The sequence below is a fragment of the Shewanella waksmanii ATCC BAA-643 genome (assembly GCF_000518805.1).
In the GTDB taxonomy this organism is placed as follows: domain Bacteria; phylum Pseudomonadota; class Gammaproteobacteria; order Enterobacterales; family Shewanellaceae; genus Shewanella; species Shewanella waksmanii.
Window position 1 is genome coordinate 19,444 of sequence record NZ_JAEH01000008.1, and the last position, 26,117, is coordinate 45,560.

The window sequence follows — 26,117 nt, forward strand, 5'->3', positions numbered from 1 at the left end:
CTGTTAACCTCAAAGGCAGCGATTAGTTGCCTAATGATAAAAGTATAAAGTATGTCTGAACCCCGTTTTGTGCACCTACGTGTTCACAGTGACTTCTCTATGTGTGACGGCCTAGCCAAAGTGAAACCTATTTTGGCTAAGGCAACTGAGCTTGAAATGCCGGCGTTAGCGTTGACTGATCAAACTAACTTATGCGGCCTAGTTAAATTTTACGGCGGGTGTCACGGAGCGGGAATAAAACCCATTATTGGCGCTGACTTTTCGATGTTGGTCCCAGGTTTTGAAAAAGAGTTTTGCTCAGTCACTGTCATTGCTATTAATAACGAAGGCTATAAGAATCTTACGCTATTGATCAGCGATGCATTTTTACGTGGTCATGTTAACGACCGCGCGGTGATCGACCAAGCATGGCTAGCTAAGTATAGTGAAGGCCTACTGCTGCTGTCCGGTGGTCGCGAAGGCGATGTAGGTAAGGCATTACTTAAAGGCAATCAAAATCAAGTTAATGAACTTATTGGTTTTTATCAACAGCACTTTGCTGACCGATTCTATCTAGAGTTAATTCGTACCGGACGTGCAGACGAAGAGCGCTATTTGCATATGGCAGTCGAACTGTCTGCGCAGACGGGTGTGCCGGTGGTGGCGACCAATCAGGTCGTGTTTATGCAGCCTGATCAGTTTGAGGCCCATGAAATCAGGGTTGCTATTCATGATGGTTTTACCCTTGCTGATCCTCGTCGCCCCAAGAAATACAGCGAACAACAGTATTTTCGCAGTGAACAAGAGATGTGTGAACTGTTTGAAGATATTCCCGAAGCCCTGGCTAACAGTGTCGAAATCGCTAAACGTTGTAATGTCACTGTGCGTTTGAATGAGTACTTCCTGCCCAACTTCCCTACCGGGGATCTGAGTATTGAAGACTACCTTGTTGCAGTTTCTGAAAAAGGCCTGCAGGAAAGGCTTGAGTTTCTGTTTCCCGATGAGCAAGAACGCGCTGAAAAACGTCCCGAGTATGATGAACGATTAGATATCGAGCTTAAAGTTATTAATAACATGGGTTTCCCTGGTTACTTCTTGATTGTAATGGAGTTTATCCAGTGGGGTAAGGACAATGATATCCCCATTGGTCCAGGTCGTGGTTCGGGTGCGGGCTCGCTTGTGGCCTATGCACTGAAAATTACCGATCTTGACCCACTGGAATTTGACCTGCTATTCGAGCGCTTTCTAAACCCTGAACGTGTATCGATGCCTGATTTCGACGTCGACTTTTGCATGGACCGTCGTGATGAAGTGATCGACCATGTTGCCGACCTTTATGGTCGTGATGCGGTATCGCAAATTATTACTTTCGGTACCATGGCCGCCAAGGCGGTGGTACGAGATGTTGGGCGTGTGCTCGGTCACCCCTACGGTTTTGTTGACCGTATTTCAAAAATGATCCCTGCAGAGCCGGGTATGACATTGGCCAAGGCTTTTGAAGTCGAACCTGGCTTGCCAGAGTCCTACAATGCTGATGAAGAGGTCAAAGACCTGATTGATATGTGTCGCATTCTAGAAGGGGTGACACGTAATGCGGGTAAACATGCCGGTGGTGTGGTTATTGCACCCACGGTGATCACCGACTTTGCACCTTTGTATTGTGACTCTGAAGGCCAGAACCCGGTAACTCAGTTTGACAAGAACGATGTTGAAACCGCAGGGTTAGTTAAGTTTGACTTTTTAGGGCTAAGAACCCTAACCATTATCGACTGGGCGCTGCAAATGATTAACCCGCGCTTACAAAAGCAGGGTATCGAGCCAGTAAGAATCGAGGCCATTCCCCTCGATGATCCTAAGTCATTCAAGTTGCTGCAGCGTTATGAAACCACTGCCGTGTTCCAGCTGGAATCTCGCGGTATGAAAGATTTGATTAAACGTCTGCAACCAGACTGTTTTGAAGACATGATTGCATTGGTGGCACTGTTCCGACCCGGTCCGCTGCAATCAGGCATGGTAGATAACTTTATTGAGCGTAAACACGGGCGTGAGGAAGTCTCTTATCCAGACGCCCAATATCAGCACGACTCACTGAAAGAGTTGTTATCGCCAACCTACGGCATTATTTTGTATCAAGAGCAGGTAATGCAGATCGCGCAGGTACTGGCGGGCTATACGCTTGGTGGAGCCGATATGTTGCGCCGTGCTATGGGTAAGAAAAAACCCGAAGAGATGGCTAAGCAGCGCGGCACCTTTAAAGAAGGTGCTGTCAATAATGGCGTTGACGGCGACTTGTCGATGAAAATCTTTGACTTGGTAGAGAAGTTTGCCGGTTATGGTTTCAACAAATCTCACTCTGCGGCCTATGCTTTGGTGTCCTATCAAACATTATGGCTAAAAACCCATTACCCCGCCGAGTTCATGGCTGCGGTTATGTCTGCCGATATGGATAACACCGATAAGATTGTGATCTTAGTTGATGAGTGTGAACGTATGGGGTTGCCGCTGATCCCGCCCGATGTTAATAAAGGCTTATTTAAATTTACCGTAGATGATGAGCAAAACATTGTTTATGGCATTGGTGCTATTAAAGGGGTTGGTGACGGCCCAGTAGATTCAATTCTCCAAGCAAGGGAAAATGGCCCGTTTAAAGATCTGTTTGATTTTTGTGCCCGAGTCGATTTAAAAAAACTCAACAAGCGCGTGATTGAGAAGCTTATTTGCGCCGGCGCATTAGACAATCTAGGCCCGCACCGCGCTGCAATGATGGCAACCTTGCCAGAGGCGATTCGAGCGGCAGCGCAGCACGCCAAAGCACAAGAAATCGGTCAAGAGGATCTGTTTGGCCTACTCAATACTGAGCCTGAAGATAACAAGCAGCAGTTTGTTGAGTGTACGCCTTGGCCTGATAAAGTGTGGCTAGAAGGGGAGCGAGATACCTTAGGTTTATACTTAACCGGTCACCCCATTAATCAATACCTTAAAGAGCTTAAGCATTACACCTCTGGGCGACTAAAAGATGTCCACCCGACAGAGCGCGGTAAAACCATGAAAGCGGCTGGCTTAGTGGTCGCTACGCGAGTCATGATGACTAAGCGCGGTTCCAAAATGGGCTTGGTGACTTTAGACGATAAAAGTGCCCGGCTTGAGGTGATGCTATTCACTGAGGCCTTCGAAAAGTTCAATCACCTGCTAGAAAAGGATCGCATTTTAATTATTGAAGGTGAGGTTAGCTTCGATGATTTTTCTGGTGGCAACCGCATGACGGCGCGAAACATCATCGATATGGGCGAGGCTCGTAGTCACTTTGCCAGTGCGGTAGAAGTTGATCTTGAAGCCAGTAGCCTATCGGTACAATGGCTGGAGCAATTCCGCTCGGCGGTCGAGCCGTGGAAATCAGGCGCTGTGCCAATGAAAATCAACTACGCCCAGCCGCAGGCCAAAGCGCAATTTAAGCTAGGGGATGAGTGGCGGGTGAATCCAACAGATGAGCTGATGTTGGCCCTAGAATCACTAACAGGCTCTGGTAAAGTACGGATCTTGTTTTAACTATGACCTTAGCTGTAGCAGACCTTATTGAGCAAAGTATTGCTCCGCTAGCACTTAAAGACGGTGCTAAGTTAGTACTTGCCTACAGTGGCGGCGTTGATTCAGCGGTGTTGTGCCACGGTTTAGCGCAGTATGCTCAAGCTCAGCCGCAGTTTCAATATTTACTGGTTCATGTTCATCATGGGCTCAACCCCGCTGCCGATAGTTGGGTGGCGCATTGTCATCAGCAGGCATTGCAGTACCAGTTGCCCTTTAAGTGTCAGCGAGTCACCTTGACGCTTGGCGCGAGAATTAGCACTGAAGCTGCCGCTCGTGATGCTCGCTACGGTGTCTTTACTGAGTTAGTGAACCCAGGTGATGTGTTATTAACAGCACATCATCAAGATGATCAACTGGAAACTGTGCTACTGGCGCTCAAGCGTGGTTTAGGGCCCAAAGGGCTCGCGGCAATGGGACAAGTACAAACATTCGCTCAGCAAGCCTGGTTGGTACGGCCGTTGCTGTCAGTGAGCCGTGAACAAATAGAAGCCGCAGCGAAACAACATCAAATTGGTCATATCGAAGATGATAGCAATCATGACACTCAGTATGACCGCAATTTTCTTCGACATGAGATAATACCGCGCTTAAAGGAGCGCTGGAGCGCCATTAGCGTAACCAGCAGCCGCAGCGCCGCTTTATGTGCCCAGCAGCAGACGTTGCTTGATGAAGTCGTTAGTGAGCGCTTACCGGCATTGATTGAGCATAACGCTGCGCTAGGCAAACCTTGTATGGATCTAAGCCTGCTTGCAAAGCACAGTGAACATTGGCAAGCGGTTTATTTAAGGGCGTTTATTGAAGCGTGTGGTTTTAACCCACCTTCGCAAGCCCAGTTACAAAACCTGTTGCTGCAAGTACTGCATGCCAAAAGTGACGCGCAAATCAATATTGTCCTCAACGGCTTATTGGCCAAACGCTATCAACAGCGATTATATTTGCTTGAGGCGAAACACTATCAGCAGCCGTTGTCGGTAGACAGTGGAGTCATATTCGATGTCAATGAGCATAAGACTCAGCAGCAAATTGCCGTTAGTGACGGCAGCTGTATTCGTATTCATCGACTTGAGAATACATCTGGCCTTAAATTGCCAAACTCGACACAGCAAGTATCGATTCAATTCGGCGCGCCGGGCAGCACGGTAGTGCATCCATCAACACGGCAGAAAAGTAGAGAGTTGAAAAAAGTCTGGCAAGAGTTTGCCGTTCCGCCTTGGGAGCGCAGTCGCGTCCCGTTAGTGTATTTCGATGACAAGCTGGTGTGTGCTGTAGGCTATTGGATAGAAAAAGCCTATCTAAGCCGTAAAGGCGAACCGAGCATACAGCTGCAATATCACCAGTAAAGATCACCGCTTGGCTGTTACTGAGTAAAACGGTATTAAGACGCCACTTTGTAGCAGTTTCTACCAGCAGCTTTCGCCTCATAAAGCGCTTTGTCTGCTTGGTCATAGAGTTGGTCTGCGTTTAGTTGCGCATGCCACTGGGTTAGACCTAAGCTACTATGCACTGAGTATTTACCCAATTGAATGTTGTCACCTATCGCGGTGAGAATGCGGTCGCAAAGAATCGATGCCGCTTGCTTGTCGCCTTGAACGATAATGACAAACTCATCTCCCCCAGTGCGAAATGCCTGATCTGTGGCTCTAATGCTGTTGGATAGTATTTGTCCGAAAGCCGTCAATACTTGGTCGCCAATAAGGTGTCCATAGCGATCATTGAGCATTTTGAAGTTATCTAGGTCTAACACAATCATGGATAGCGCTTGGTGACTGCGGCCAGCTTGTGCAATGGCTTGTCTTATACTTTCATTGTAATAGTGACGATTGCCTAGCTGAGTAAGCGAGTCGAACATGGCCTGTTTTGCCATCTCACTATACCGAGTTGCATTAACTAAAGGCTGGAGTAAGTAGCCTTGAATTTGCTGCATGATCTCCGCTTGAGAAGGCATCAGTGGAGAGTTGACGTGATAATTTAAAGTCACGGTTTCGCCACTGACCTCAAGATGTTGTTTGATCTCAAGCCCTTGCTTACGGCCCCAAGCAAACTGATAGTCCTTGTAGCGCAATGCAACACCTTGGATCGGCAAATGTTGGCCCATGACTTTGCCAAAGCAGGCAAAGACTGTCCGCGGATCTAAGCTCTCATGTAGCTGTTGTATAATTTTCGTCATATCGGGTGTGTTACCAAGTCTTGCATTGTGTGCATTTTGATAACGATATTCTTCAGGGTAATAAGCCGTAGCTAAACCAAAGTCCATAATGTTTACTCCACCAAAAACGGACCATCAATGGTAGATATAAAGCAATATGCATGCCGATGTTTAAAAATAGTTATAAATTGGCTTGAAACTGCCGTGCTGAGCGGAAATGGAGGAAGTTTTGCTTCCGCCATGTTTTTGACAGTTAAGCGGCTGTATTTGATTAGATACTATGTTAGCGTAATGTTAATAGGGTCGTTTTGCCGTGAAATGGTGTCTCAATCGCCCAAGGGGCGTTTGTAGCCGAAATCAGCCGTATCAAGTTAGGTGATTTAATATATAACTTTTCAATTGGTTATGTCTATTGTTGTGCTAATGTAACTGAGGTGGCTAATTCGCTCAATCATGACAGTAGCCATAGAGCCAAATGTATACAAGCTGCGCCAATTATTCTCCTGGCGCAATGGATGGTTTTCAACATTGATGTTGGTGAGTAGATGGAACATAGTTTTCTGATCCAAGTGTTGCTAATGCTGGTTATTGCGATTATTGCTATCGCACTATTACGTCGTGCCGGATTGCCGGCAATTTTGGCTTATCTTGCCACCGGGGTGATCAGCGGCCCAGCAGGATTCAATTGGTTTAGCCAACATCAAATGCATTCGGTGGCTGAGCTGGGTGTGGTCCTACTGATGTTTAGCTTAGGGCTGGAGTTTTCGTTACCTCGATTGTGGGCTATGCGCCGGACGGTGTTTGGCCTAGGTAGTGCGCAAGTCTTTGTGACCGCGATTGTAGCCATAGGGGTGAGCCTAGTCAGTGGTTTGTCATTAGTCGAAGCCATTGTTGTTGGCTCAGCGATTGCCCTGTCGTCAACTGCAATTGTGCTCAAACTGCTCAATGAGCAAGGGTGGTTACGTCGCCGCCACGGTGAATTATCTGTCAGTGTCTTGTTGTTCCAAGATATTGCTGTTGTCCCTTTATTAATCTTACTTCCTTTACTTTCTGCTCAAGGCGAGCCTATGACATGGCAAAGTATTAGTTATGCCATGTTAGAGGGGGTCGCCGCGTTTGTATTGTTAATGGCTTTTGGTAAATGGGCATTGCCCAAGCTATTTGATGAGGTGGCTCGCTCACGCTCTAATGAGCTATTTGTGCTGTCGACCTTGGTCGTGGCATTAATTACTGGTGCGTTTACGCAGTGGATAGGTCTATCAATGGCGCTTGGCGCATTTATGGCGGGTATGCTGCTGGGTGAAAGCCAATATAAGCGCCAACTAGAAGCCGATATTCGCCCGTTTCGTGATCTGCTAATGGGGTTATTTTTTATCTCAATAGGGATGTTACTCGACTTCTCTTTAGTGCTCGCTTTCTGGTGGCAAATTCTGTTGTTAGTTGTGGCGGTGATTGTTGGTAAGGCCGTCATTGTGTTTGGACTGTTGCGCTTAGCGAAAGAGTCGTTTAGAACTTCTGTGGCCACCGCAATTAGCTTAGCCCAAGTGGGTGAGTTCAGTTTTGTGGTGTTAGCACTGGCGGTGAATTACGAATTATTGGCACCCACCTTAAGCACTAAATTAGTCATGGTGGCAGTCTTGTCGATGGCTGTCGCGCCATGGTTAGTGCGCCATAGCGTCGATATTGCTAGGCGATTACAGGGGGCCAGAGGGCGTAGCCCCGAAGATCTGCACATCGATCCCGCGTTAGAACATGCCAACGATTTAGTATTGATTTTAGGTTATGGCCGAGTGGGCCAAACCATTGCTCGCTTTATGAAGACTGAAGCGGTGCCGTTTCTGGTACTTGATTTAGATCCCACTCGAGTCTCTGAAGCACGGCGCGCCGGTGAGCCGGTGTATTTTGGTGATGTGAGCAAACGCAGTATCTTAAAACAGGCGAAAATTAAGCAAGCCAAGCTAATCGTTTTAACCTTTAGCGAAGGGCGCATATTAGAAGATGTGTTGCCACTTTGTCGTCAGCTGGCACCAGATGCCAAAATCTTAGTTCGTACTCGAGACGATGAGGGCATGGAAGAGCTAGAGCAGGCAGGGGCTAGCCAAGTGATCCCAGAGAGTTTAGAAGGCAGCTTAATGTTGGTCTCGCAGGTGTTATATCAGTGCGGGGTGCCGTTGAACCGCATTCTTAAGCGCTTGGAGTATGAACGCCGTAACCATTATCAATATCTGCATGGCTTTTTCTCAGGTGCAGAAACCGATTTCACCTTAGAGTTGCTGCATGCCGTAGCATTACCTAAAGGGGCACATGTTGTAGGTGTACCTTTGTCCGATATCCCGTGGGATAAACTTCGGGTTGAAATTAGAGCGGTGCGCCGCGCAGGCGCCGAGGTGGAAAGCCCTGAGCTAGATTGGTGTATTAAAGCCGGTGATACCTTGATTTTACTGGGTAAGCCTCGGCGAATTGAGAAGGCCGAACATTACTTGCTGCAGGGTTAGTGCTTAGCACTTAGCCTGCAGTTCATTAAAACCAGCAACCAGAAACTAGATGCCCGCAAGCCGCCAATAAAACGGCAGTGTTTAAGTTAGCGGGTGGCATCAGTAAGCCAGTGGCTTATAGAGATTGATGTCATTGGACAACCGCTAAGGAGAACAATGATGTTGACGCTTTATTATCGGGTATTGCCTTTGTTGTTGAGCCCGCTACTGCTAATTCAGGCACTGAAAGTGAAAGCATCGACGTTGCGTTTACCTGAGCCCAAAGGGGTGAGGCACCATCAAGCTGCAGCGTCTCAGTCGGACAAGACCTTGTCAGTATTAATCATTGGAGATTCCGCAGCAGCAGGTGTGGGAGCAAGCCATCAACAACAGGCGTTAAGTGGCGCGATCGCTACTCGCTTAAATCAGCACTTTAATCTGGAATGGCGCTTACATGCCCGCTCTGGCCTTGCCACCAAAGGGGCGTTTCGTTGGTTAGATAAGTTGCCTGAGCAGCATTTTGATGTAGTTGTGATTTCACTAGGGGTGAATGATATTTTTAGCCCGATTAGTCAACGCGGCTGGTTGAGGCTGCAACAACAATTTTTACAGCAAATACAATCACGATTGCAGCCACAGTTAGTCATCTTAACTGCAGTGCCGCCATTAGAGCACTTTAGTGCATTACCGCAGCCGTTGCGTTACTGCATGGGCTTACGGGCGAAGTTGTTCAATCAAGGTTTGATGCAACAGGTTAAGCGCAATGCCAACGTGATGCTGCTGGCAATCCCAAATGAAAATGGGCAGTTATCGTTAGCCCAAGATGGCTTTCATCCCAGTGAAGCGAGCTATCAAATTTGGGCGGAGGCTATCGCTTCAGCGTGCAAGAAACACTTCAATGTGGCCGAGATTAATCAATATCAAAAAACTGCTTAATCTCATCAATCTGACACATGGCATCTTGGTAGCCAAGATTAATCAGTGCGCTGCAATATGATTGCTCAAACAGCAGGTAAGAGGCGATACTTGAGTCGGTTTGCTGATTGACACCAATCGGGCGCAACATGGTGCGTACTGCAAGTGGCATCTCTTGATAGTATTTGGTGGCAATCTGACTCAAGTCTTCACTGGGTTTAATGACTAAGGTCTCAATTTTCTTCAGTGGTAATGTTTTACGCTTTTCAGCCTCAATCAAATCAAGGGTGCTATTCACCCGAGAAAGCCGCTCCAAATCACTGTTTAATGTATCGGAGAAGATGGTATCTAATAGATGACCTGTGATAGTCGCTGTTTTCGGATGATGCTCTAAGTCTTGATGCTGAGTCTTGTGCAGGCTTTCTAAGTTAATCACCATAATCTTCTCCGCCCCGAGGTGAATAGGGCTACTGAGCGGAGCTAACTGATGCACAGAGCCATCACCAAAATAGCCTTGATTGAGCTTTACTGAGGGAAAAACCAATGGAATGGCCGAGCTCGCGAGCAAGTGTTCAGTATTCAACTGTGCTCGTTGACCACCACGTCTGGCCCGATGCCATTCATCAATATGTCGATTGCCCTGAAAAAAAGTGATTGATTTTGCCGAGTTATAACAAGAAGTATCCACGCTTAAGGCTGCTAATGCCCCACTGGCAATATTGCGGTCGATACGCGCGAAACTGATCAATTGATTGAGTAAGTCCCGCAGCGGATCGTTATTAAATAAGCTGCCCGGGTTAGTATTGATTTTCTCATCTTGCAGGCCCATTAAGGCCATGCTGCCTAAGTGCGATAAAATTCCTGGGAACGATGACTTAAACACCTTGTGACAGGTAAAATTACGCCAAACCCATTCAAGTTTGCGCACGCCGAGATGAAAACAAGAAGCATGAGTCGCAATAGAGGTGCCATTGATGGCGCCGGCTGAGGTGCCGCAAATGATTTTAAACGGTATACCATGATTACGTGGATAGAACTGCACTATCGCTTTGAGCACACCGACTTGGTAGGCCGCTCTGGCGCCACCGCCGCCGAGTACAAGTGCTGTTTTTGCTGCCAATATCACCACTCCATCGATTAGGGCTACTTTTATTAAAGCGCTTAATATGGCTTAAAATCAAGTAAGTAAGTAGATTATTATCAGATTTACGGCGGCTTTTTTTGTTAAAGACACCTGTAGCGGGCTGCTCATTCAGGTAATGACGGATAGGAGTAACAAAAATGCCGACCCTAAGGTCGGCATTTAGCCTAGCAAGCTAATGAATTAGGCTTGTGACTTTAAGAAGTCAATCAGTTGATCAAATGGGATATCTTGTTTCTCACCCGTACGACGGTTTTTGTATTCAAATACGCCGTTATCAATGTTGCGATCGCCAATGACAACAACATGAGGTAAACCAACCAGCTCCATATCGGCAAACATCACACCTGGGCGTTCTTTGCGATCATCAAATAACACTTCAAAACCCGCATCATTTAAGTCTTGGTAAAGTTGCTCAGCCATATCCTTAACGCGATGAGATTTGTGCATGTTCATCGGCAGAATACCTACCTTGAAAGGTGCAATCGCATCAGGCCAGATAATACCGCGATCATCATGGTTTTGCTCGATAGCGGCAGCAACCATGCGGCTTACACCAACGCCGTAGCAGCCCATTAACAAGGTTTTAGACTTACCATTTTGGTCAAGTACGTTGGCGTGCATTGCTTCAGAGTAGTTGCTACCCAGTTGGAAAATATGGCCAACTTCAATACCGCGTAAAAGTGCGATAGTGCCTTCGCCACATGGGCTAGGTTCACCTTCAATAATATTACGTAAATCAAAGGCTGGTGCTTCTGGTAAGTCACGCTCCCAGTTGATACCAAAGTAATGCTTATCATCTTGGTTTGCGCCAGCGCCAAAATCGCTCATTATCGCAACGCTATGGTCAACAAATACTGGAATTTCTAAACCGACAGGGCCAATTGATCCTGGTCCGGCGCCAATGACTTTACGGATCTCGGCATCGTCTGCAAACTCAAAAGGTGACAGTACTGCATCGATTTTTTCAGCTTTCACTTCGTTGAGTTCATGATCGCCACGGATCACTAAGGCAACGAGTGGTGCTTCTTCAGTTGCACCTTTGACGATTAAGGTTTTTACCGTCTTTTCGATGGCAATGTCATGTTGCTCAACCAGCTCAGCGATAGTTTTAGCATTGGGCGTGTCGACTAAAGTCATGTCGCTGCTCGCAGCTTGACGAGTCGCTGTGGGTAACGGCGCTTCACATTTTTCGATGTTTGCCGCGTAATCGCTAGCCGTTGAGTAGGCAATAAGATCTTCACCACTATTGGCCAACACGTGGAACTCATGGGATAAGCTACCACCGATAGAGCCGGTATCGGCCATTACTGGACGATATTCAAGCCCAAGACGACTAAGAATATTACAATAACCTTGGAACATCGCTTCATAGGTTTCATCCATACACGCTTGATCTAAGTGGAAAGAATAAGCATCTTTCATCAAGAATTCACGTGAGCGCATGACACCAAAGCGCGGACGAACTTCATCGCGGAATTTGGTTTGGATCTGATACAAATTCAAAGGCAACTGCTTGTATGAGTTAACTTCTTTACGAATGATATCAGTGATCACTTCTTCATGGGTTGGACCTAAAACAAAATCACGGTTATGACGATCTTGGAAGCGCAGCAGCTCAGGGCCAAATTTTTCAAAACGACCCGTCTCTTGCCATAAGTCGGCTGGTTGCACCATAGGCATTAGGATCTCAACCGCACCTGCTTTGTTCATCTCTTCACGAACGATGGCTTCAACTTTACGTAATACACGTAAACCTGTCGGCAACCAGCTATATAGGCCAGAAGCGTTGCGGCGGATCATACCGGCACGAAGCATTAATTGATGACTGATCACCTCAGCATTTGCTGGGGTTTCTTTTTGTGTTGAAAGCAGGTACTTGCTAACTCGCATTCCCAATATCCAGGTTAGAAATAAATAGGCCGATATTTTAGCACCGTTAGCGCCTATGTCACCTAGTTTATTGGCGGCTTAGCACCGCAAGCTGAGAAGTCTCAGTCCTAGGTTAATGAGGCAATCGATTATCGTCGAGAAATTGTTACAAAAGCGACTTTGTTGTCGCGCCAAATTAGGGTAACTTAAATGAAGGTGGCAGCGACTTAACTAATTTTTTCAGTCACATAGGATTTGGTTAAGCTTGGACAGTTGATTGGCAAGGCATGAGAGTGAATAACCCTGTGTTAGGGAAAGGAGTGGATAAATGGAATATCAAATTACTGAAGATATTGCGCAGATGGATATCGATTTGATCCACCAAGTGATCAGCAGTAGCTATTGGGCCAATTCTATCCCAAGGGAAACATTGGAGCGTAGTATGCAAAACTCGCTGTGTTTTGCTCTGCTAAATAGTGCTGAACACACAGTTGGGTTTGCCCGGGTGATTACCGATAAAGCCACGTTTGCTTACCTTGCAGATGTGTTTGTATTGCAGCAATACCGCAATAACGGCTTAAGTAAGCAGCTGATGGCCTACATTGGTGCACATCCACAGTTACAGGGGTTACGGCGACAAATGCTTGCCACACGGGACGCCCACGGGCTTTACGCCCAATTTGGTTTTGAGCCGGTGCCTAACCCAGAAATTTTAATGCAAAAATGGCAACCCAATATTTATCAGGACAGCGATAAATGACCGTTAATATTCAAGTTAGACACAGCAGTGACAGCGATATTGCAGCCATTAAGGCCATTTATGCGCAACCTTCGTGCTATGCCAATACGTTGCAATTGCCACACCCCAGTTTTGAGCAATGGCAAGCGCGATTATCAGGAACCCATGAACATTTTTATTCATTAGTGGCTGAAGTTGAGGGGGCGGTAGTGGGGCAACTAGGCATGGAAGTTTTTGCCAGCCCTAGGCGCAAACATGTCGCCAATATCGGTATGGCCGTCGATGAAAATCATCGTGGCCAGCAAGTGGGTGAGGCACTCATGCAACAAGCTGTTGAATTGGCAAATGACTGGCTGGCAATCACTCGTATTGAGCTGGAAGTTTATACCGATAACCACGCTGCTATTAGCCTATATCAGCGATTTGGCTTTGTTATTGAAGGTACCGCTAAAGCGTATGCGTTTCGTGGCGGTGAATTTATTGATGCCCACCTGATGGCCAAAGTTGGCCGTTAATCGTTTCTGTAAAAGCCTTGTAATGAGCCACAGTTGCTCATTGCAAGCGAGCTAGTCTGCGATAATTTTTTACATTTCTTATGCCACTACCGTTTGCGTTAGCTTAGATGGTAATGGTGCTATTACGCTGAAAAATATCGTAATAATCCAGCAGCTTTCCATTAATGTGTTACCATTTGTTGGTGGTATGTAAATAAGCGTGACTTAAGTGTGCTGCCAGCATGTGCACAATAAGATTGTTAATGTGTTTGTTCCGATTAAGGGTATTTTATGAGACTGACTCCAATTGCGACTGCGTTGATGGCTTCGCTGTGTGTTTTGCCAGTGTTAGCTGATGAGAACAATGGCCTTGAAGACAATGATATTAACCGCTCAGTTAATGACTCGATTGTAAAAGCCGGTGATATGCTACAAATATTACTGCCGGCAACGGGTTATTTTGCTGCTTGGTTACATGATGATTTTGAAGGTGCTAAACAGTTGACCTATGCGACGTTAAGCACCCAGTTGATTATTCATGGTGTTAAAGAAGGGGTTGGACGTAAACGCCCGAATGAGAGTAGCTGGAACTCTTTCCCGTCAGGGCATACAGGTGCAGCCTTTTCTGGGGCAGCCTTCTTACAAAGTCGATATGGTGCATATTGGGGAATTCCCGCCTATGCGGCAGCTACATTTGTCGGCGCAAGTCGTATTCATGGCAATCGTCACTATGCGGGTGATGTTGTCGCTGGTGGCGCCACGGCGTTTTTGATGAATCAATATTTTGTCTCTCCTTATCGCACTGAAGGTGTATATATCAATGCAACACCAACCGCAGACGGCATGGCAATGGGGGTGACGGTAACCGGTGAAGCGTTTGAGTCAACTAAGCCAAAGGCGCAAAAAGTTGAGAAGTTAAAACATCGTTTAGAGTTGGGGATAGGGGCTAACTTTGCTGATAGCTCTGCACAGGCCGGTGCGGCCGAATTTTTGACTAATGATGAACTTATTGATGAAGCGCAGCCATTTTCGTACGTGAATTATCAGTATGAGCTTGGCGGTGGTGATTTTATTGAGGCTGAGTTTTTACCATCTGAAACCCGTCGTCGTGGTGTGGTTGCGAAAGACTTTACCGTGGATGGTGTCGAATATCGTGTCGGTGATGAGGTGTTGACTGCGTTTCGCCATTGGGTATTAGGCGGAAACGTTTATAAAGGTTTGTCATTAACTGATAGCCTGCAGCTGGATATTGGACTAGGCCTTTATGTACATTTGATTGGGCTTGATGTTGATCTTGATGATGGCGGCGGACGCTATTCAGATGATGAAGATTGGAAGGCGTTACCAGCGGGTACTGCCAAATTGAATTGGAACATGAGTGAGAGCTTTTCGCTGCAAACCAATTTACAGTATCAAACTTGGGAAAGTGACAGTCATTTAGTCGCTGAAGCAGGTATTAGGTACCAGTTAAACAAAGCTTGGGATATCGGCGTAAAATATAGCTATACCCAAACCGAATTAGATCAAAAAACCAGCTTTTTATATGATTATGATAGCAGTAGCGTAGTACTTACTTTTGCTAATCGATTTTAAGTCGATATAGTAAATAACAGGCCAAACAGTGTGTTTGGCCTTTTTTATGCAATTAATTGACTTACTTGTCGCGCCTATCGCCGATTATTCTCGCCGGATTACCCGCCACAATGGCATACTCAGGCACATCTTTCGTGACGATAGCCCCCATGCCTATGACGGCGCAGTTGCCAATGTTAACTCCGTCCACTATCCCTGCTTGTGCACCGATCCAAACATCTGAACCAATGATAATACCCTTTGAGTCAACGACTTGTTGATAGATTGGCTTGTCAGGTGACATGCCATGGTTGAATGCATAAATAGTGACATTATTGGCAATACGCGTTTGCGAGCCGATAACAATTTTGCCTTTACCACCATCTAGCGAGCAGCCATGGTTAATCGCCACCTCATTACCTAACTCAATCGGTCCGTGAAGAAAACTGTCGGCGGCAATCATACAACGCTTACCTATAATGATATCGCGTCCGGGTTCGGCAAATAGGTTAACGTTTGGCGCAATGAAACAATCTTCACCTATTTGCACCGTTTCTAGGGCTGAAAGCTGTTGTTGAATTTGCTGTTGCCAAGGTTTAGCCCAGTTTAAATGTTTGGCTTTTAATGAAAAGTATAGCCACGGCATGTAAGCGAGGCGACGCTTATGTTGGCCTTGATAGTCGATATTGCTGCTTTCATTACTGCTCATCATAATGTCTATTTACCAAAGTTAACACTGACCCGGGCGAATCGCCTCCACGATGATCTGCTCATCGATAACACGCCATAATATATCTAAATCATACAGTGCGACCTGATATTGTTTGTCATCCTGTTTAGCCTGCTTATAAGCTGGCCTTGGGTCTTGTCCTAGCACTTGTTCAATCAACATAAGTAACTGTGGATAGCGACTTTCGGCGGCTAAGGCGGCAGATTTGGCACTATCGGTAAAGCGCACCGCTAAGGTATGTGGCGCTTCATGGGCAATCCCGCCTTGTGCGTTAGCAATTGCATCGGAAAAAGGGATATAAGGTTTGATATCTAATATGGGAGTACCATCAAGCAGATCCATTGCGCCAATGCCTAATCGTACTTTGCCGTTGACCTGGCTTATGTCACGCAATTCAACCACAGACTGGCCAATACCATTGGGTCTAAAGGTTGAGCGAGTAGCAAACACACCGAGCTTTTCATTGCCGCCTAGCCTAGGTGGACGCACAGTGGTTTTCCAGCCTTGAGCCAAGTTCTCATGAAAACTGAATAATAGCCAAATGTGCGAGTATTGCTCCAAGCCCCTGACCGCATCGATATGATTAAATGGTGCTTGGAGTTCAATATATCCATGGGCTGCTTTTACTAACCCCGGCTGGCGTGGGATACCAAATTTCTGTTTGTAGGGGGTATGGCAAATCGCCACCGCTTGCACTTGATTGGTGAATGTCATTGGGTTGATTACGCGCCAAGTTTACTGTTCGGTGGTGTTTAATGAGATGGCTTGCGCGACACAAAAAGCTCGGCTATAACAGCTCTCGGTACGCTCTTCAAACAACATGCACTTTTTAACTATCATGCCATTGGCACCTTTGTCGGCTGCAGCTCTGCGGGCAATAGTGCGGGCTTCAACAATCGATGCAGGTGCATCGTTAAGGCTGATTTGGCATGTCTCGCCTTCAACCATACCTTTTAGCTCATAGGGAGTTCGAGGTTGCTCGCCCTCATTGAATACGCTGACATCAGATGCTTTAAAGTACTCATCAATGGCTTCGCCGTTGAGGTTGCTATTAAAGGTATAATTACCTGCACATGCACTCAATAACAGGGTACACAGCAAAGGAAGGGTGATTTTCATATAAGCATCCGTGATGAGGTTCGGTTAAAGGAAGCCGCCTACATTTAGGCGGCTTGGTAAAATTCTACCGTTTTAGATACTTTTGATAAAGCTGTTGATGGCGATTATTAAGATCAATTTGACGACCATCGATAAATAGCTGCTCTATGCGACTGGTCATAGGATCAAGTAGGTCACCTTCTGCAATGATCACATTGCCACGATAGCCGCTGGCTATATCACCCATATCGGTCACACCAAGTATCTTAGCTGCATCTAAAGTGATGGATTTTAATGCTTGCTGTTGGGTCAAACCATAGGCTGCCGCTTGCCCTGCTGCATAAGGAAGGTTACGACTGTTCCAATCTGAGCTAAAACCTAAAGCAAAAGGTATTTCAGCCTCTGCGAGTAAAGAGGGGATTTTAAAGCTCATCTCTAAAGGTTCATCATGGCGCATTGGTAGACTAAAGGTACGGGTGTAAACCACGCTGGCATTAACTTCATTAAGCAGATCAGCCAGTCGCCAACTGTCATAACCGCCGACAATGACCAACTTAAAATCATATTGCTTGGCTAACGCAACAGCTTCTTCTATTTGCAGCTGTTTATTTGCATGCACAAATAGTTGCGCTTGGCGCTGGTAAAGTGGCTGCAGCGCTTGCCAACGTAAATCGATTTTACTGACTTGCTTATCACGGTTTGCTAGGTGATAGCGTTGACCGTCGGCGAACATCTGCTCAATCTGTTTCAGCTGCTGCTGGTACTCATCGAGCTGTTCTTTGCGCTTGTCTTTATCTTGAGATAAGCGACGAATTGACGGCCAGTATAAATGAAACCCTTGAGTTGCGGGTACGAGTGCATCTTCAATTGTCCAACTATCTAATGACACTAATGAAGACTGACCGGCTAATAGATCACCTTGAGGCACCACTTGTGCATGGGTGATACCATTAACCCGCACGGTAGGGATAATTTCAGAATCAGGGTTGTAGGCGCTGACGGCGATGATCTGCGGATTACTTTGACCAACCTCGTAGACATCATTGCTGGGACGCATCATTTCAACTTCAACTAAACCTAAGCTGGTATCGAGTGCAATAACCCCTGGATAAACCTGCTTATTAGTGGCGTCGATGACAGTGGCATCTGCGGCGTTAAGGGTCGGGCCAACAGCAGTAATTTTACCCTGTTGAATCAACACATCTGTATTAGTTAACACACCCTTAGAAGGTGAGTGGACCGTGGCGTTTTTAATTAATATGTCTTGTGTCTGCGCAGGCGCAGGCACCATATCATGGGCAGCGACACTGAGTGAACTTAGACTGAATACGGCTGCGGCTAAAGAGATAATTGTTTTCATTATTTTACACTCCCTGCGTGCTGTTGGTCCCAAGCATTGTAATGGGTATCACAATGCCATTCGGGTTCTTGTACCAACACTTCAGGTTTACCCATTTCTGTGGTTGCATCTCGGTTAAGAATTTTTTGAATGAGCGCGGCACGCTCTATATCCATGGCTTGCTGAGCTTGTCGGTTTTGCTGTTTGTCATAGTAGCGTTTACCGTCTATCCAAGTGGATTCAACCGTGGCATAAATCGACAGTGGGTTGTCGCTCCATAATACGACATCTGCATGTTTGCCTTCCTCAATAGAACCGACATAGTCATCAATACCGAGTTGGATAGCGGGATTAATGGTAACCATGTTCCAGGCATCCGTTGCACTCATGCCGCAATACATCATTGATTTAGCTGCTTCTTGGTTTAAGCGGCGCTGCATCTCATAGTCATCAGAGTTGATACTGGTCAATACCCCTTTGTTTTGCATTAAGCAGGTGTTTTGGGGAATGGCATCGTACACTTCGAATTTATAAGCCCACCAGTCAGAGAAGGTTGATGCATGTGCGCCATGTTGCGCCATTTCATCCGCTACCTTGTACCCTTCAAGGATGTGAGTGAAGGTATTTGCCTTAAAACCGTATGCTTCAGCTAAACGCAGAAACATCAGGATTTCAGACTGCACATAGGAATGAATATGTACATCGCGCTCGTCTGCTAACACTTCAGCAATCGCTTCTAGGCGATAATTAGGTTGAGGCGCAATTTGTCGGCGTTTTTCACTTGAACGCATTTTTGACCAGTCTTGCTTAGATTGTCGATAAGCTTTGGCTTCATTAAATGCTTCTTCAAATAATGACTTCACCCCCATGCGCGTTTGTGGGAAACGTTCATCGTAGTCATCGCCCCAGTTGCTTTGCTTAACGTTTTCACCCAGTGCAAATTTAATACTCTTTGGTGCTTGCGTCATTTTCAGCTCGTTGGCACTCACGCCCCAGCGAGTTTTAATTACCTGAGCTTGTCCACCAATCGGATTAGCACTGCCATGTAGTAATTGCGCCGTGGTGACTCCGCCAGCTAAGGCACGATAAAGTGCAATGGCATCGGGGTCGAGAATATCGCCAATACGGACTTCTGAGGTAATGGCATCGGTAGCTTCATTGGTGCCGCCATTGATGGCGATATGCGAATGCTCATCAATGATACCCGCTGTAAGGTGTTTACCCTTTGCATCAATGACTTGATATCCAGAAGGCGTGGAAAGATTTTCGCCAACCTCATCTATCTTTCCGCGGGTGATAATGACGTCATGATTGGCTAACACGCCATCAGAGGTCGAGGTCCACACGGTGGCATTCTTGATATGAACTTTTTCAAGTTCTGGAGCTTGGGTTAAGCCGTAAGCGACATTGGGCTTGGTGACGCTTGATACGTAGTGCGCTTTTTCCGCAGCTTTTACTACCGCAGGTTGCGGCGCTTTAGGCGAGGCAATACCCGCCACTGGCCACTGTTGATTACTTGAATCTAACATTCTGCCACGGGCGCCTTTATCGTCAAACCACAAGGTAAAACGGCTGACTCCTGGGTAGCCTGCTTCACTGAGATCACCCGTAAATGTTAATCGACCAGCTTGATAGGCAAGCGCTTTTAGCTCAATACTTTGTTCGCCGCTACTGAGAGTGCCGCTGAGTTTGTCACCTTGCTTAAGATCTAAACTTAGATTGATATCACCCAACTGTAATAGGTATTGCTGCTCTAAATGAGCATTACGGCTATCAATGAGCTGTTGTGGTTGGCCTTGCAGCCAAACCGTGTGGATGGTTCCGTCAGTAAATAGGTTACCTTTAGCAATAACAAAATCGGCCGTATAACCAGCTTTTAGCTTGCCACTAAACTCTGCAGTGCCCACCATTTCCGCAGCATCTGTGGTTAATGCTGATAGTGCTTGCTCTTCAGATAAGCCCGCTTCGATAGCGCGGCGAATGCGTGGCCAAAACTCTTCGGCTTCAATACCGTGTTGTGTTAAGGCAAAGGGGATCCCCGCACCGGCTATGACTGCTGGGTTAGCAGGAGCACGTTCCCAATGTCTCAATAGTGATAATGGAATATCACGTTCGCTGTCGGTATCAGTAATATGCGGGGCGGCCGGGAAGTTGAGCGGTAATACTAGGCTATATTGGTTGGCCTTTATCTCATCGACTCGGGCATATTCTCGACCATTACCCACCAAGGTGCCGTTAATCTTTGCTTCTTTTAATAAGGTACTTGCGCGCAATAGATTATTGAGATTGCGGGTTTCAAATAGAACATGTTCTTTGTCAATATTGGTTAGGTTGGCTAATGCAGCATTATATTCAATATTGTTTTTTGCTTGTTTGGAATGGGCTTTATCGATATTAGCTTTATACCACTGCACATCTGAAAATGTCTGTCTTATAAGCGCAATACTGCCCATCAATGAGTTGGGGTAGTCTTGAATTGAGCTGCCTTTATCAAAGGCCATTAAATGGCTCGCTGATGCGTTATAAATCACCTCATTTGCTTTTTTATCCGCCAAGGATATGGTCGCGCCGCGGCCACGAAAAATACCATCATGAATACCAGCTTGCACCGACGTGAAGCCGTTATTGATCCACGCTTTAGCGCTGTCTTTATCTGGGTATATATAGTCGACCCAGTTTTGCTGTGAGTGGATAGCACCGTTTGCGGCATTGCCGCCAATACGTTTGATATCCGTCACCGGACCAGAGCTTGATTGTTCGGGATACTGGTAATCAACGCCGTACTCAGTAAAGGGATCGATAAAGCCGGGATAAATAGTATATCCGCGCATATCCACCACGTACGCTCCTTGAGGAACCTCATTGTCTTTTACCACTGCTTTGATTTTGTTGTTCTCAATAATAAGCGTGGCATTATCAAGCTGCTTACCTGGCTCGAGCATTAACCTAGCATGGGTTAGCGCCGTGAGTTTTGGTGTATTATCAGTGAGTTGCGAGTTGGCGTGTAAGCTAGGACTAAGTGTAATACCTAGCAAAGCGCAAGTTAGCGCAGTTTTATTATTGTTATGCATATATAAAATGATTTGATAAGTATGGCCTAGGTTGTCAAAGAATATCGTAATTAGTGCTGAAACACCAAAGTGGATTTGTTACGGATAGTGTCAACGGCTGTGCTTAAACAAAAAAAGCCGAATTGATTCAATTCGGCTTTTTAAATTCGATAAAACAATCGTCGTTAGATTAGGAAGTCATCCATACTACGACCTTTATCTAATTCATTTTTGAATACTGTTGGTGTACGGCCTTGGCCAGTCCATGTAATGGTTTCACCATTTACTTCAATCTTATATTTCGCTGGACGTGGAGCACGTTTTTTAGGTGCGGCTTTTAATGCTGCTGCGCCTAGGTCATCTACTGATAAACCAACTGCTTCCATTTGTTTACGAATTTCATCAATCTTGGCATTACGCTCCGCTAATGCTTCAGATTCAGCGGCAATTTTTGCCTCTCTATCTGTGATGATTTTTTCAAGCTTACCCGATAGCTCTTTTAATTCATCAATTGATAACTCTTTGACTGCCGCTTTAAAGCGACGGCCGTGAGTTAATATATCTAAAAAATCGCTCATAATAATAGTGGTCCTATTTATGTAACTTTGTTTATTTGTATCACCGCTAATAATAGAAAGGATTTAACTCACAATCAAATAAAAGTTTAAAATATGTACGTATATAAACAAAAAATAATCAGGAAATAGTCTTTTTATATAAATAACGACTTATTCGGGTGGTAATAATCAAGTCGGCAAGTTCTCAATACAAACGGGCGTTTGAATCTCTATTGACGTTAACGTCAACAGCACGTAAAGTGACTGCTATTCTGTATAGCCTAAGCTGTACCATTGTATGAGACCGAGAGACGTATAAAAGGAAGCCTTATGAAAGTTTTGGTGCCAGTAAAACGTGTCGTAGATGCAAATGTAAAAGTCAGAGTGAATGCTGATAATACTGCTGTCGACACGGCTAATCTAAAAATGGCTATTAATCCATTTTGTGAAATTGCTGTTGAAGAAGCAGTACGTTTAAAAGAAGCAGGCGTTGTCAGTGAAATTGTCGTTGCGACAGTAGGCCCTAAAGCTGCGCAAGAACAACTTCGTACGGCAATGGCATTAGGTGCAGACAGAGGCATCCATGTTGAAACAGATGACAGCTATTGTGCACTATCAATTGCAAAAATCCTCAATGCCATTCAAACCAACGAACAAGCAGAGCTGATTATTCTCGGCAAGCAGTCTATTGATGGTGATAATAATCAAACCGGACAAATGCTGGCGGCATTAGCTAAGTTACCACAAGCGACATTTGCTTCAGAAGTCAGTGTTGCCGACGGTGCGGTTAGCGTTACTCGTGAGATTGATGGTGGTTTACAAACCATTAAGATGCCACTTCCTGCGGTGATCACCGCTGATCTGCGCTTAAATGAACCTCGTTATGCCAAATTACCCAACATTATGAAGGCGAAGCGTAAACCACTTGATACCGTGTCTGTAGACAGCTTAGGGGTAACCTTAGGGGAGCATCAAAAGGTGATCAGTGTTACGCCACCTGCTGAGCGTCAAGCGGGTGTTATGGTGGGTTCAGTTGAAGAGCTGGCTGATAAGTTAAAGAACGAAGCGAAGGTGATCTAATGACAACTTTAGTAATTGCAGAACACGATAACCAAAGCTTGAAAGCAGATACTGCCAAAGTTGTAGCCTGTGCTCAGGCAATCGGCGCTGATGTGGATGTACTTGTGGTTGGTGCTAATTGTGCAGCGGCAGCAAGTGAAGCGGCTAAACTTAATGGCGTATCTAAAGTATTGGTTGCAGACGCTAGCGCTTATGCCCATGGCTTGGCTGACAATTTGGGCGAGCTTATCAGCGGGATTGGTGCTGATTACTCTCACATTTTGGCGAGTGCATCGAGCTTAGGTAAAGATGTATTACCCCGCGTAGCAGCACTGCTTGACGTAGCGCAGTTGTCTGAAGTGGTTGAAGTAAAGAGTGACGATACCTTTGTACGTCCTGTTTACGCTGGTAATGCGATGGAAACAGTACAAAGTCTTGATGCAAAGAAAGTCATGACAGTACGCTCTAGCGCGTTTGATGCTGTGGCCAGTGACGGCAATGCAGAACTGGTTACGCTTGATACTGTGATTGAAAGCCAAGTGAGTTTTGAATCACAAAGCTTGACTGAGTCTGAGCGTCCTGAGCTTGGCAACGCTGCCGTGATTGTTTCTGGTGGACGTGCGTTAGCAAGCAGTGAAAACTTTGCCATTTTAGAGGCCTTGGCTGATAAGTTGGGTGGTGCATTGGGCGCGTCTCGTGCTGCGGTTGATGCAGGGTTTGTTCCTAACGATCTGCAAGTGGGTCAAACGGGTAAAATTGTCGCGCCTGATTTGTATATTGCTGTGGGGATCTCCGGTGCCATTCAACACTTGGCTGGCATGAAAGATTCAAAAGTGATTGTGGCGATTAACAAAGACCCAGAAGCGCCTATTTTTCAGGTGGCTGATTATGGATTAGAAGCGGATTTGTTTGATGCCATTCCAGCATTAACTAAGTTGGTCTAAGCTAAATATCAATAGGTTGTAATTGTAAGGTTATAGCCTTGGTGTCAGCATTATTATTAGTGTGACATCGATCACATCAAGCGGTTTTGAGGTGGCATCCTCAAAGCCGCTTATGTTTTGATGAGCCTCACGTTTTCAGCCTAGGTTGAGAACGTCCTGAAAAGTAGAGGTGCATGAGATATAAGTACCTGCAGCGAGGGTGATGCCTAAGACCTGCAAGGAAAGGATTGAATGCCGAAGTTGTTACACTCATCAAAGTTAACTGCTGGGGCTGTTCTCGAATAGAGACAGCACTGCCATAGACTTCTTATCCGGATGATAAGAAAATGTTATACCTATATAATGCTGGGTATTACTATGGAGCGCTACTGAAAGGACAGGTGTTTTTGATATCTTCATCCATATCCCACCAGTTCAGTCGCCTCCATTCGTACTCAAAACGAAGAAAATAATAAATGACGACTCTAAGTTACGCTGATTCAGCGCTCTCGTTGCTACCACCTGTGGTTGCAATTCTCATGGCCATATTTACTCGTAAAGTGCTGCTATCTCTCGGTGTGGGTATCTTATTGGGTATCTTGCTCATTACCGATTTTGCCGTAGTCGATTCAGGTCAGTACTTGGCTAACCAAGCCGTAGGCCTGTTTTGGGAAGACGGTGCCATGAACAGCTGGAATGTTTATTTGCTGGGCTTCTTAATCCTACTAGGAATGATCACAGCGTTAATTACTGTGAGCGGAGCAGCAAAAGCGTTTGCAGAATGGGCAAGAACTCGTATTCGCAATAAGCGTGACGCCAAGTTGCTGACCATGTTCTTGGGTTGTGTGGTTTTTATTGATGATTACTTTAATAGCTTAGTTGTGGGTAGCGTTGCGAGACCGCTCACCGATCGTTATTACATCTCTCGTAGTAAATTAGCTTATCTACTCGATAGCACCGCAGCACCTATCTGCGTTATATCACCAGTGTCGAGTTGGGGCGCATATATTATTGCATTAATCGGCGGTATTTTAACTGCACATGGCTTTACCGATACCGGCCATTTAAGTGTGTTTGTGCAAATGATTCCCATGAATTTCTATGCCATTTTTGCACTATTATTGCTGCTGTGTGTGGCCTTTATGGGGCTAGATGTTGGCCCGATGCGTCAGCATGAGTTAAATGCACAAAAAGGCAATCTTTACGATGAATCAAAAGGCTTACCCCCTGGGGCTAACAGCGATTTACCTGAGGCTGATTCAGGTAAAATTATTGGTCTTTTCTTACCGATCACCGTACTCGTTGCCGCGACTATTTATTTCATGATCAGCAGCGGCGCTGATGCATTGGCAGCTGACTCGATTGAATTCTCGGTTATTGGTGCCTTTGAGAAGACTGATGTTGCCTGGTCATTGTTCTATGGCGCTTTGATTGGTTTAGCGGCAACAGTTGCGTTGGTAGTCAGTCAAGGGCTTGAGAAAGGGCTACTGGTTAAAGGTTTAGTTGCCGGTGCGCGCTCTATGTTACCAGCGATATACATCTTACTGTTTGCGTGGACTATTGCCGGTGTAATTGGCCAACTTGAGACCGGTAAATACATGGCGAGCTTAGCTTCTGGCAATATTCCGTTCGCCTTGTTACCTGCGGTACTGTTTGTGCTAGCTGGCCTAACGGCATTTTCAACCGGAACTAGCTGGGGCACCTTTGGTATCATGCTGCCGATTGCCGCGGATATGGCGATGGGTACGCACACTAATATGATGTTACCTATGTTGGCCGCAGTGCTTGCAGGTGCGGTATTTGGAGATCATTGCTCGCCAATATCTGATACAACGATTTTGTCTTCAACTGGGGCAAACTGTCATCACATCGACCACGTATTGACGCAACTTCCTTATGCAGTGATTGTGGTAATAATCAGTTTGGGTGGTTACACCGTACTTGGTTTTACTGAGTCATTAACTGCTGGATTACTGACGTGTACAGTATTGTTCATTATTAGTGTGTTAATTCTTAGAGTGAAGTCAAAGCAACCTGCATAGTATTGAGTCGTTATTTGTAACAACTTAAGCAGGGTTAAATACTAAGCACTTTATCGATTGATAAAGTGCTTTTTTATTTTTAGATTGCCGCTGTCTTTATTGGGGTGGGTGTAATACCAATCAGTATAAGAATTTGATCTACTCAGCGCGCTTTGGGCAAACTAATTCAAGGCGAATGATTGAAACAATGGTTGTTCCCTTGTGAAATTATTCAACGCAGAAGTAGGCAGCCAAAAACGCGCCAGAATGGCGAGTTTTAGCGATTCTGATGCTGTGTTAACGAGCTCAACCGTAGAATAACTATGCTCTTCACTCGTTGCAAGCCACATGGATGTGGTGAATGTCATTAATGCAGGAGCATTTAAGGACCTTACCTCAGAACCGCTAAACTCTCGCTGAGTG

Annotated in this window: 19 protein-coding genes and 1 riboswitch; of the genes, 10 read left to right on the plus strand and 9 right to left on the minus strand. The window is 45.8% G+C overall.

The features are described from left to right. Positions 1-51 precede the first annotated feature (51 nt). Positions 52-3,525, plus strand: coding sequence for a DNA polymerase III subunit alpha (gene dnaE, locus L865_RS0105215; protein ID WP_028772260.1), 3,474 nt, complete (start codon positions 52-54; stop codon positions 3,523-3,525). A 2-nt stretch (positions 3,526-3,527) separates the two neighbouring features. After that, positions 3,528-4,904, plus strand: a complete 1,377-nt coding sequence (tilS, locus tag L865_RS0105220; RefSeq protein WP_028772261.1) for a tRNA lysidine(34) synthetase TilS — start codon at positions 3,528-3,530, stop codon at positions 4,902-4,904. 35 nt (positions 4,905-4,939) lie between these two features. Here the strand turns inward: tilS and dgcS are convergent, their stop codons facing one another. After that, complete coding sequence (gene dgcS / locus L865_RS0105225; protein WP_028772262.1) at positions 4,940-5,818, minus strand: diguanylate cyclase DgcS; 879 nt, start codon at positions 5,816-5,818, stop codon at positions 4,940-4,942. A 437-nt stretch (positions 5,819-6,255) separates the two neighbouring features. Here dgcS and L865_RS0105230 point away from each other — a divergent pair, with 437 nt between their 5' ends. Continuing rightward, complete coding sequence (locus L865_RS0105230; protein WP_028772263.1) at positions 6,256-8,205, plus strand: monovalent cation:proton antiporter family protein; 1,950 nt, start codon at positions 6,256-6,258, stop codon at positions 8,203-8,205. Between the two features lie 156 nt (positions 8,206-8,361). Then, a complete protein-coding gene (locus L865_RS23185) occupies positions 8,362-9,120 on the plus strand; it encodes an SGNH/GDSL hydrolase family protein (protein ID WP_084632472.1) in 759 nt (252 codons plus the stop codon). Here L865_RS23185 and L865_RS0105240 read toward each other — a convergent pair. Both L865_RS0105240 and L865_RS0105245 read right to left on the minus strand, forming a co-directional pair. Next, a complete protein-coding gene (locus tag L865_RS0105240) occupies positions 9,095-10,219 on the minus strand; it encodes a patatin-like phospholipase family protein (protein ID WP_028772264.1) in 1,125 nt (374 codons plus the stop codon). The two genes, L865_RS23185 and L865_RS0105240, sit on opposite strands and share 26 nt — an antisense overlap. Before the next feature lie 204 nt (positions 10,220-10,423). Beyond that, complete coding sequence (locus L865_RS0105245) at positions 10,424-12,133, minus strand: proline--tRNA ligase (RefSeq protein WP_028772265.1); 1,710 nt, start codon at positions 12,131-12,133, stop codon at positions 10,424-10,426. A 307-nt stretch (positions 12,134-12,440) separates the two neighbouring features. On the opposite strand from L865_RS0105245, the gene L865_RS0105250 reads away from it, so the two are divergent. The 3 genes from L865_RS0105250 (at position 12,441) to L865_RS0105260 (ending at position 14,938) form a co-directional block, all read left to right on the plus strand. Then, positions 12,441-12,872, plus strand: a complete 432-nt coding sequence (locus tag L865_RS0105250) for a GNAT family N-acetyltransferase (protein WP_028772266.1) — start codon at positions 12,441-12,443, stop codon at positions 12,870-12,872. Next, entirely contained in the window at positions 12,869-13,366 is a 498-nt protein-coding gene (locus tag L865_RS0105255) for a GNAT family N-acetyltransferase (RefSeq protein ID WP_028772267.1), read from the plus strand. Before L865_RS0105250 ends, L865_RS0105255 begins: the two co-directional genes overlap by 4 nt. Positions 13,367-13,636: 270 nt before the next feature. Further along, the gene (locus L865_RS0105260; RefSeq protein ID WP_028772268.1) at positions 13,637-14,938 is read left to right on the plus strand and encodes a phosphatase PAP2 family protein; all 1,302 of its coding nucleotides are present in this window, start codon (positions 13,637-13,639) and stop codon (positions 14,936-14,938) included. Positions 14,939-14,999: 61 nt separating this feature from the next. On the opposite strand, the gene L865_RS0105265 is transcribed toward L865_RS0105260, so the two are convergent. The 6 genes from L865_RS0105265 to L865_RS0105290 form a co-directional block, all read right to left on the minus strand. Beyond that, positions 15,000-15,626 (minus strand): acyltransferase, encoded by a 627-nt coding sequence (locus tag L865_RS0105265; protein ID WP_028772269.1) that lies wholly within the window; start codon positions 15,624-15,626, stop codon positions 15,000-15,002. A 21-nt stretch (positions 15,627-15,647) separates the two neighbouring features. Beyond that, on the minus strand, positions 15,648-16,361 hold the full coding sequence (gene tsaA, locus L865_RS0105270) for a tRNA (N6-threonylcarbamoyladenosine(37)-N6)-methyltransferase TrmO (RefSeq protein ID WP_028772270.1): 714 nt from the start codon (positions 16,359-16,361) through the stop codon (positions 15,648-15,650). Positions 16,362-16,382: 21 nt separating this feature from the next. Beyond that, entirely contained in the window at positions 16,383-16,766 is a 384-nt protein-coding gene (rcsF, locus tag L865_RS0105275; RefSeq protein ID WP_028772271.1) for an Rcs stress response system protein RcsF, read from the minus strand. Positions 16,767-16,830: 64 nt separating this feature from the next. Continuing rightward, entirely contained in the window at positions 16,831-18,105 is a 1,275-nt protein-coding gene (locus L865_RS0105280) for an amidohydrolase family protein (RefSeq protein WP_028772272.1), read from the minus strand. After that, complete coding sequence (locus tag L865_RS0105285) at positions 18,105-21,155, minus strand: amidohydrolase family protein (RefSeq protein ID WP_028772273.1); 3,051 nt, start codon at positions 21,153-21,155, stop codon at positions 18,105-18,107. The genes L865_RS0105280 and L865_RS0105285 overlap by 1 nt, the downstream gene beginning before the upstream one ends. Positions 21,156-21,319: 164 nt before the next feature. Beyond that, positions 21,320-21,712 (minus strand): H-NS histone family protein, encoded by a 393-nt coding sequence (locus L865_RS0105290; protein WP_028772274.1) that lies wholly within the window; start codon positions 21,710-21,712, stop codon positions 21,320-21,322. A gap of 309 nt (positions 21,713-22,021) precedes the next feature. On the opposite strand from L865_RS0105290, the gene L865_RS0105295 reads away from it, so the two are divergent. From L865_RS0105295 to L865_RS0105305, 3 genes are all read left to right on the plus strand, one after another. After that, a complete protein-coding gene (locus tag L865_RS0105295; RefSeq protein ID WP_028772275.1) occupies positions 22,022-22,771 on the plus strand; it encodes an electron transfer flavoprotein subunit beta/FixA family protein in 750 nt (249 codons plus the stop codon). Beyond that, positions 22,771-23,694, plus strand: a complete 924-nt coding sequence (locus L865_RS0105300; protein ID WP_028772276.1) for an electron transfer flavoprotein subunit alpha/FixB family protein — start codon at positions 22,771-22,773, stop codon at positions 23,692-23,694. The genes L865_RS0105295 and L865_RS0105300 overlap by 1 nt, the downstream gene beginning before the upstream one ends. Positions 23,695-23,850: 156 nt before the next feature. Further along, positions 23,851-24,070: riboswitch (Lysine riboswitch) on the plus strand. Between the two features lie 79 nt (positions 24,071-24,149). After that, complete coding sequence (locus L865_RS0105305; RefSeq protein ID WP_028772277.1) at positions 24,150-25,715, plus strand: Na+/H+ antiporter NhaC family protein; 1,566 nt, start codon at positions 24,150-24,152, stop codon at positions 25,713-25,715. The last annotated feature ends 402 nt before the right edge of the window (positions 25,716-26,117 follow it).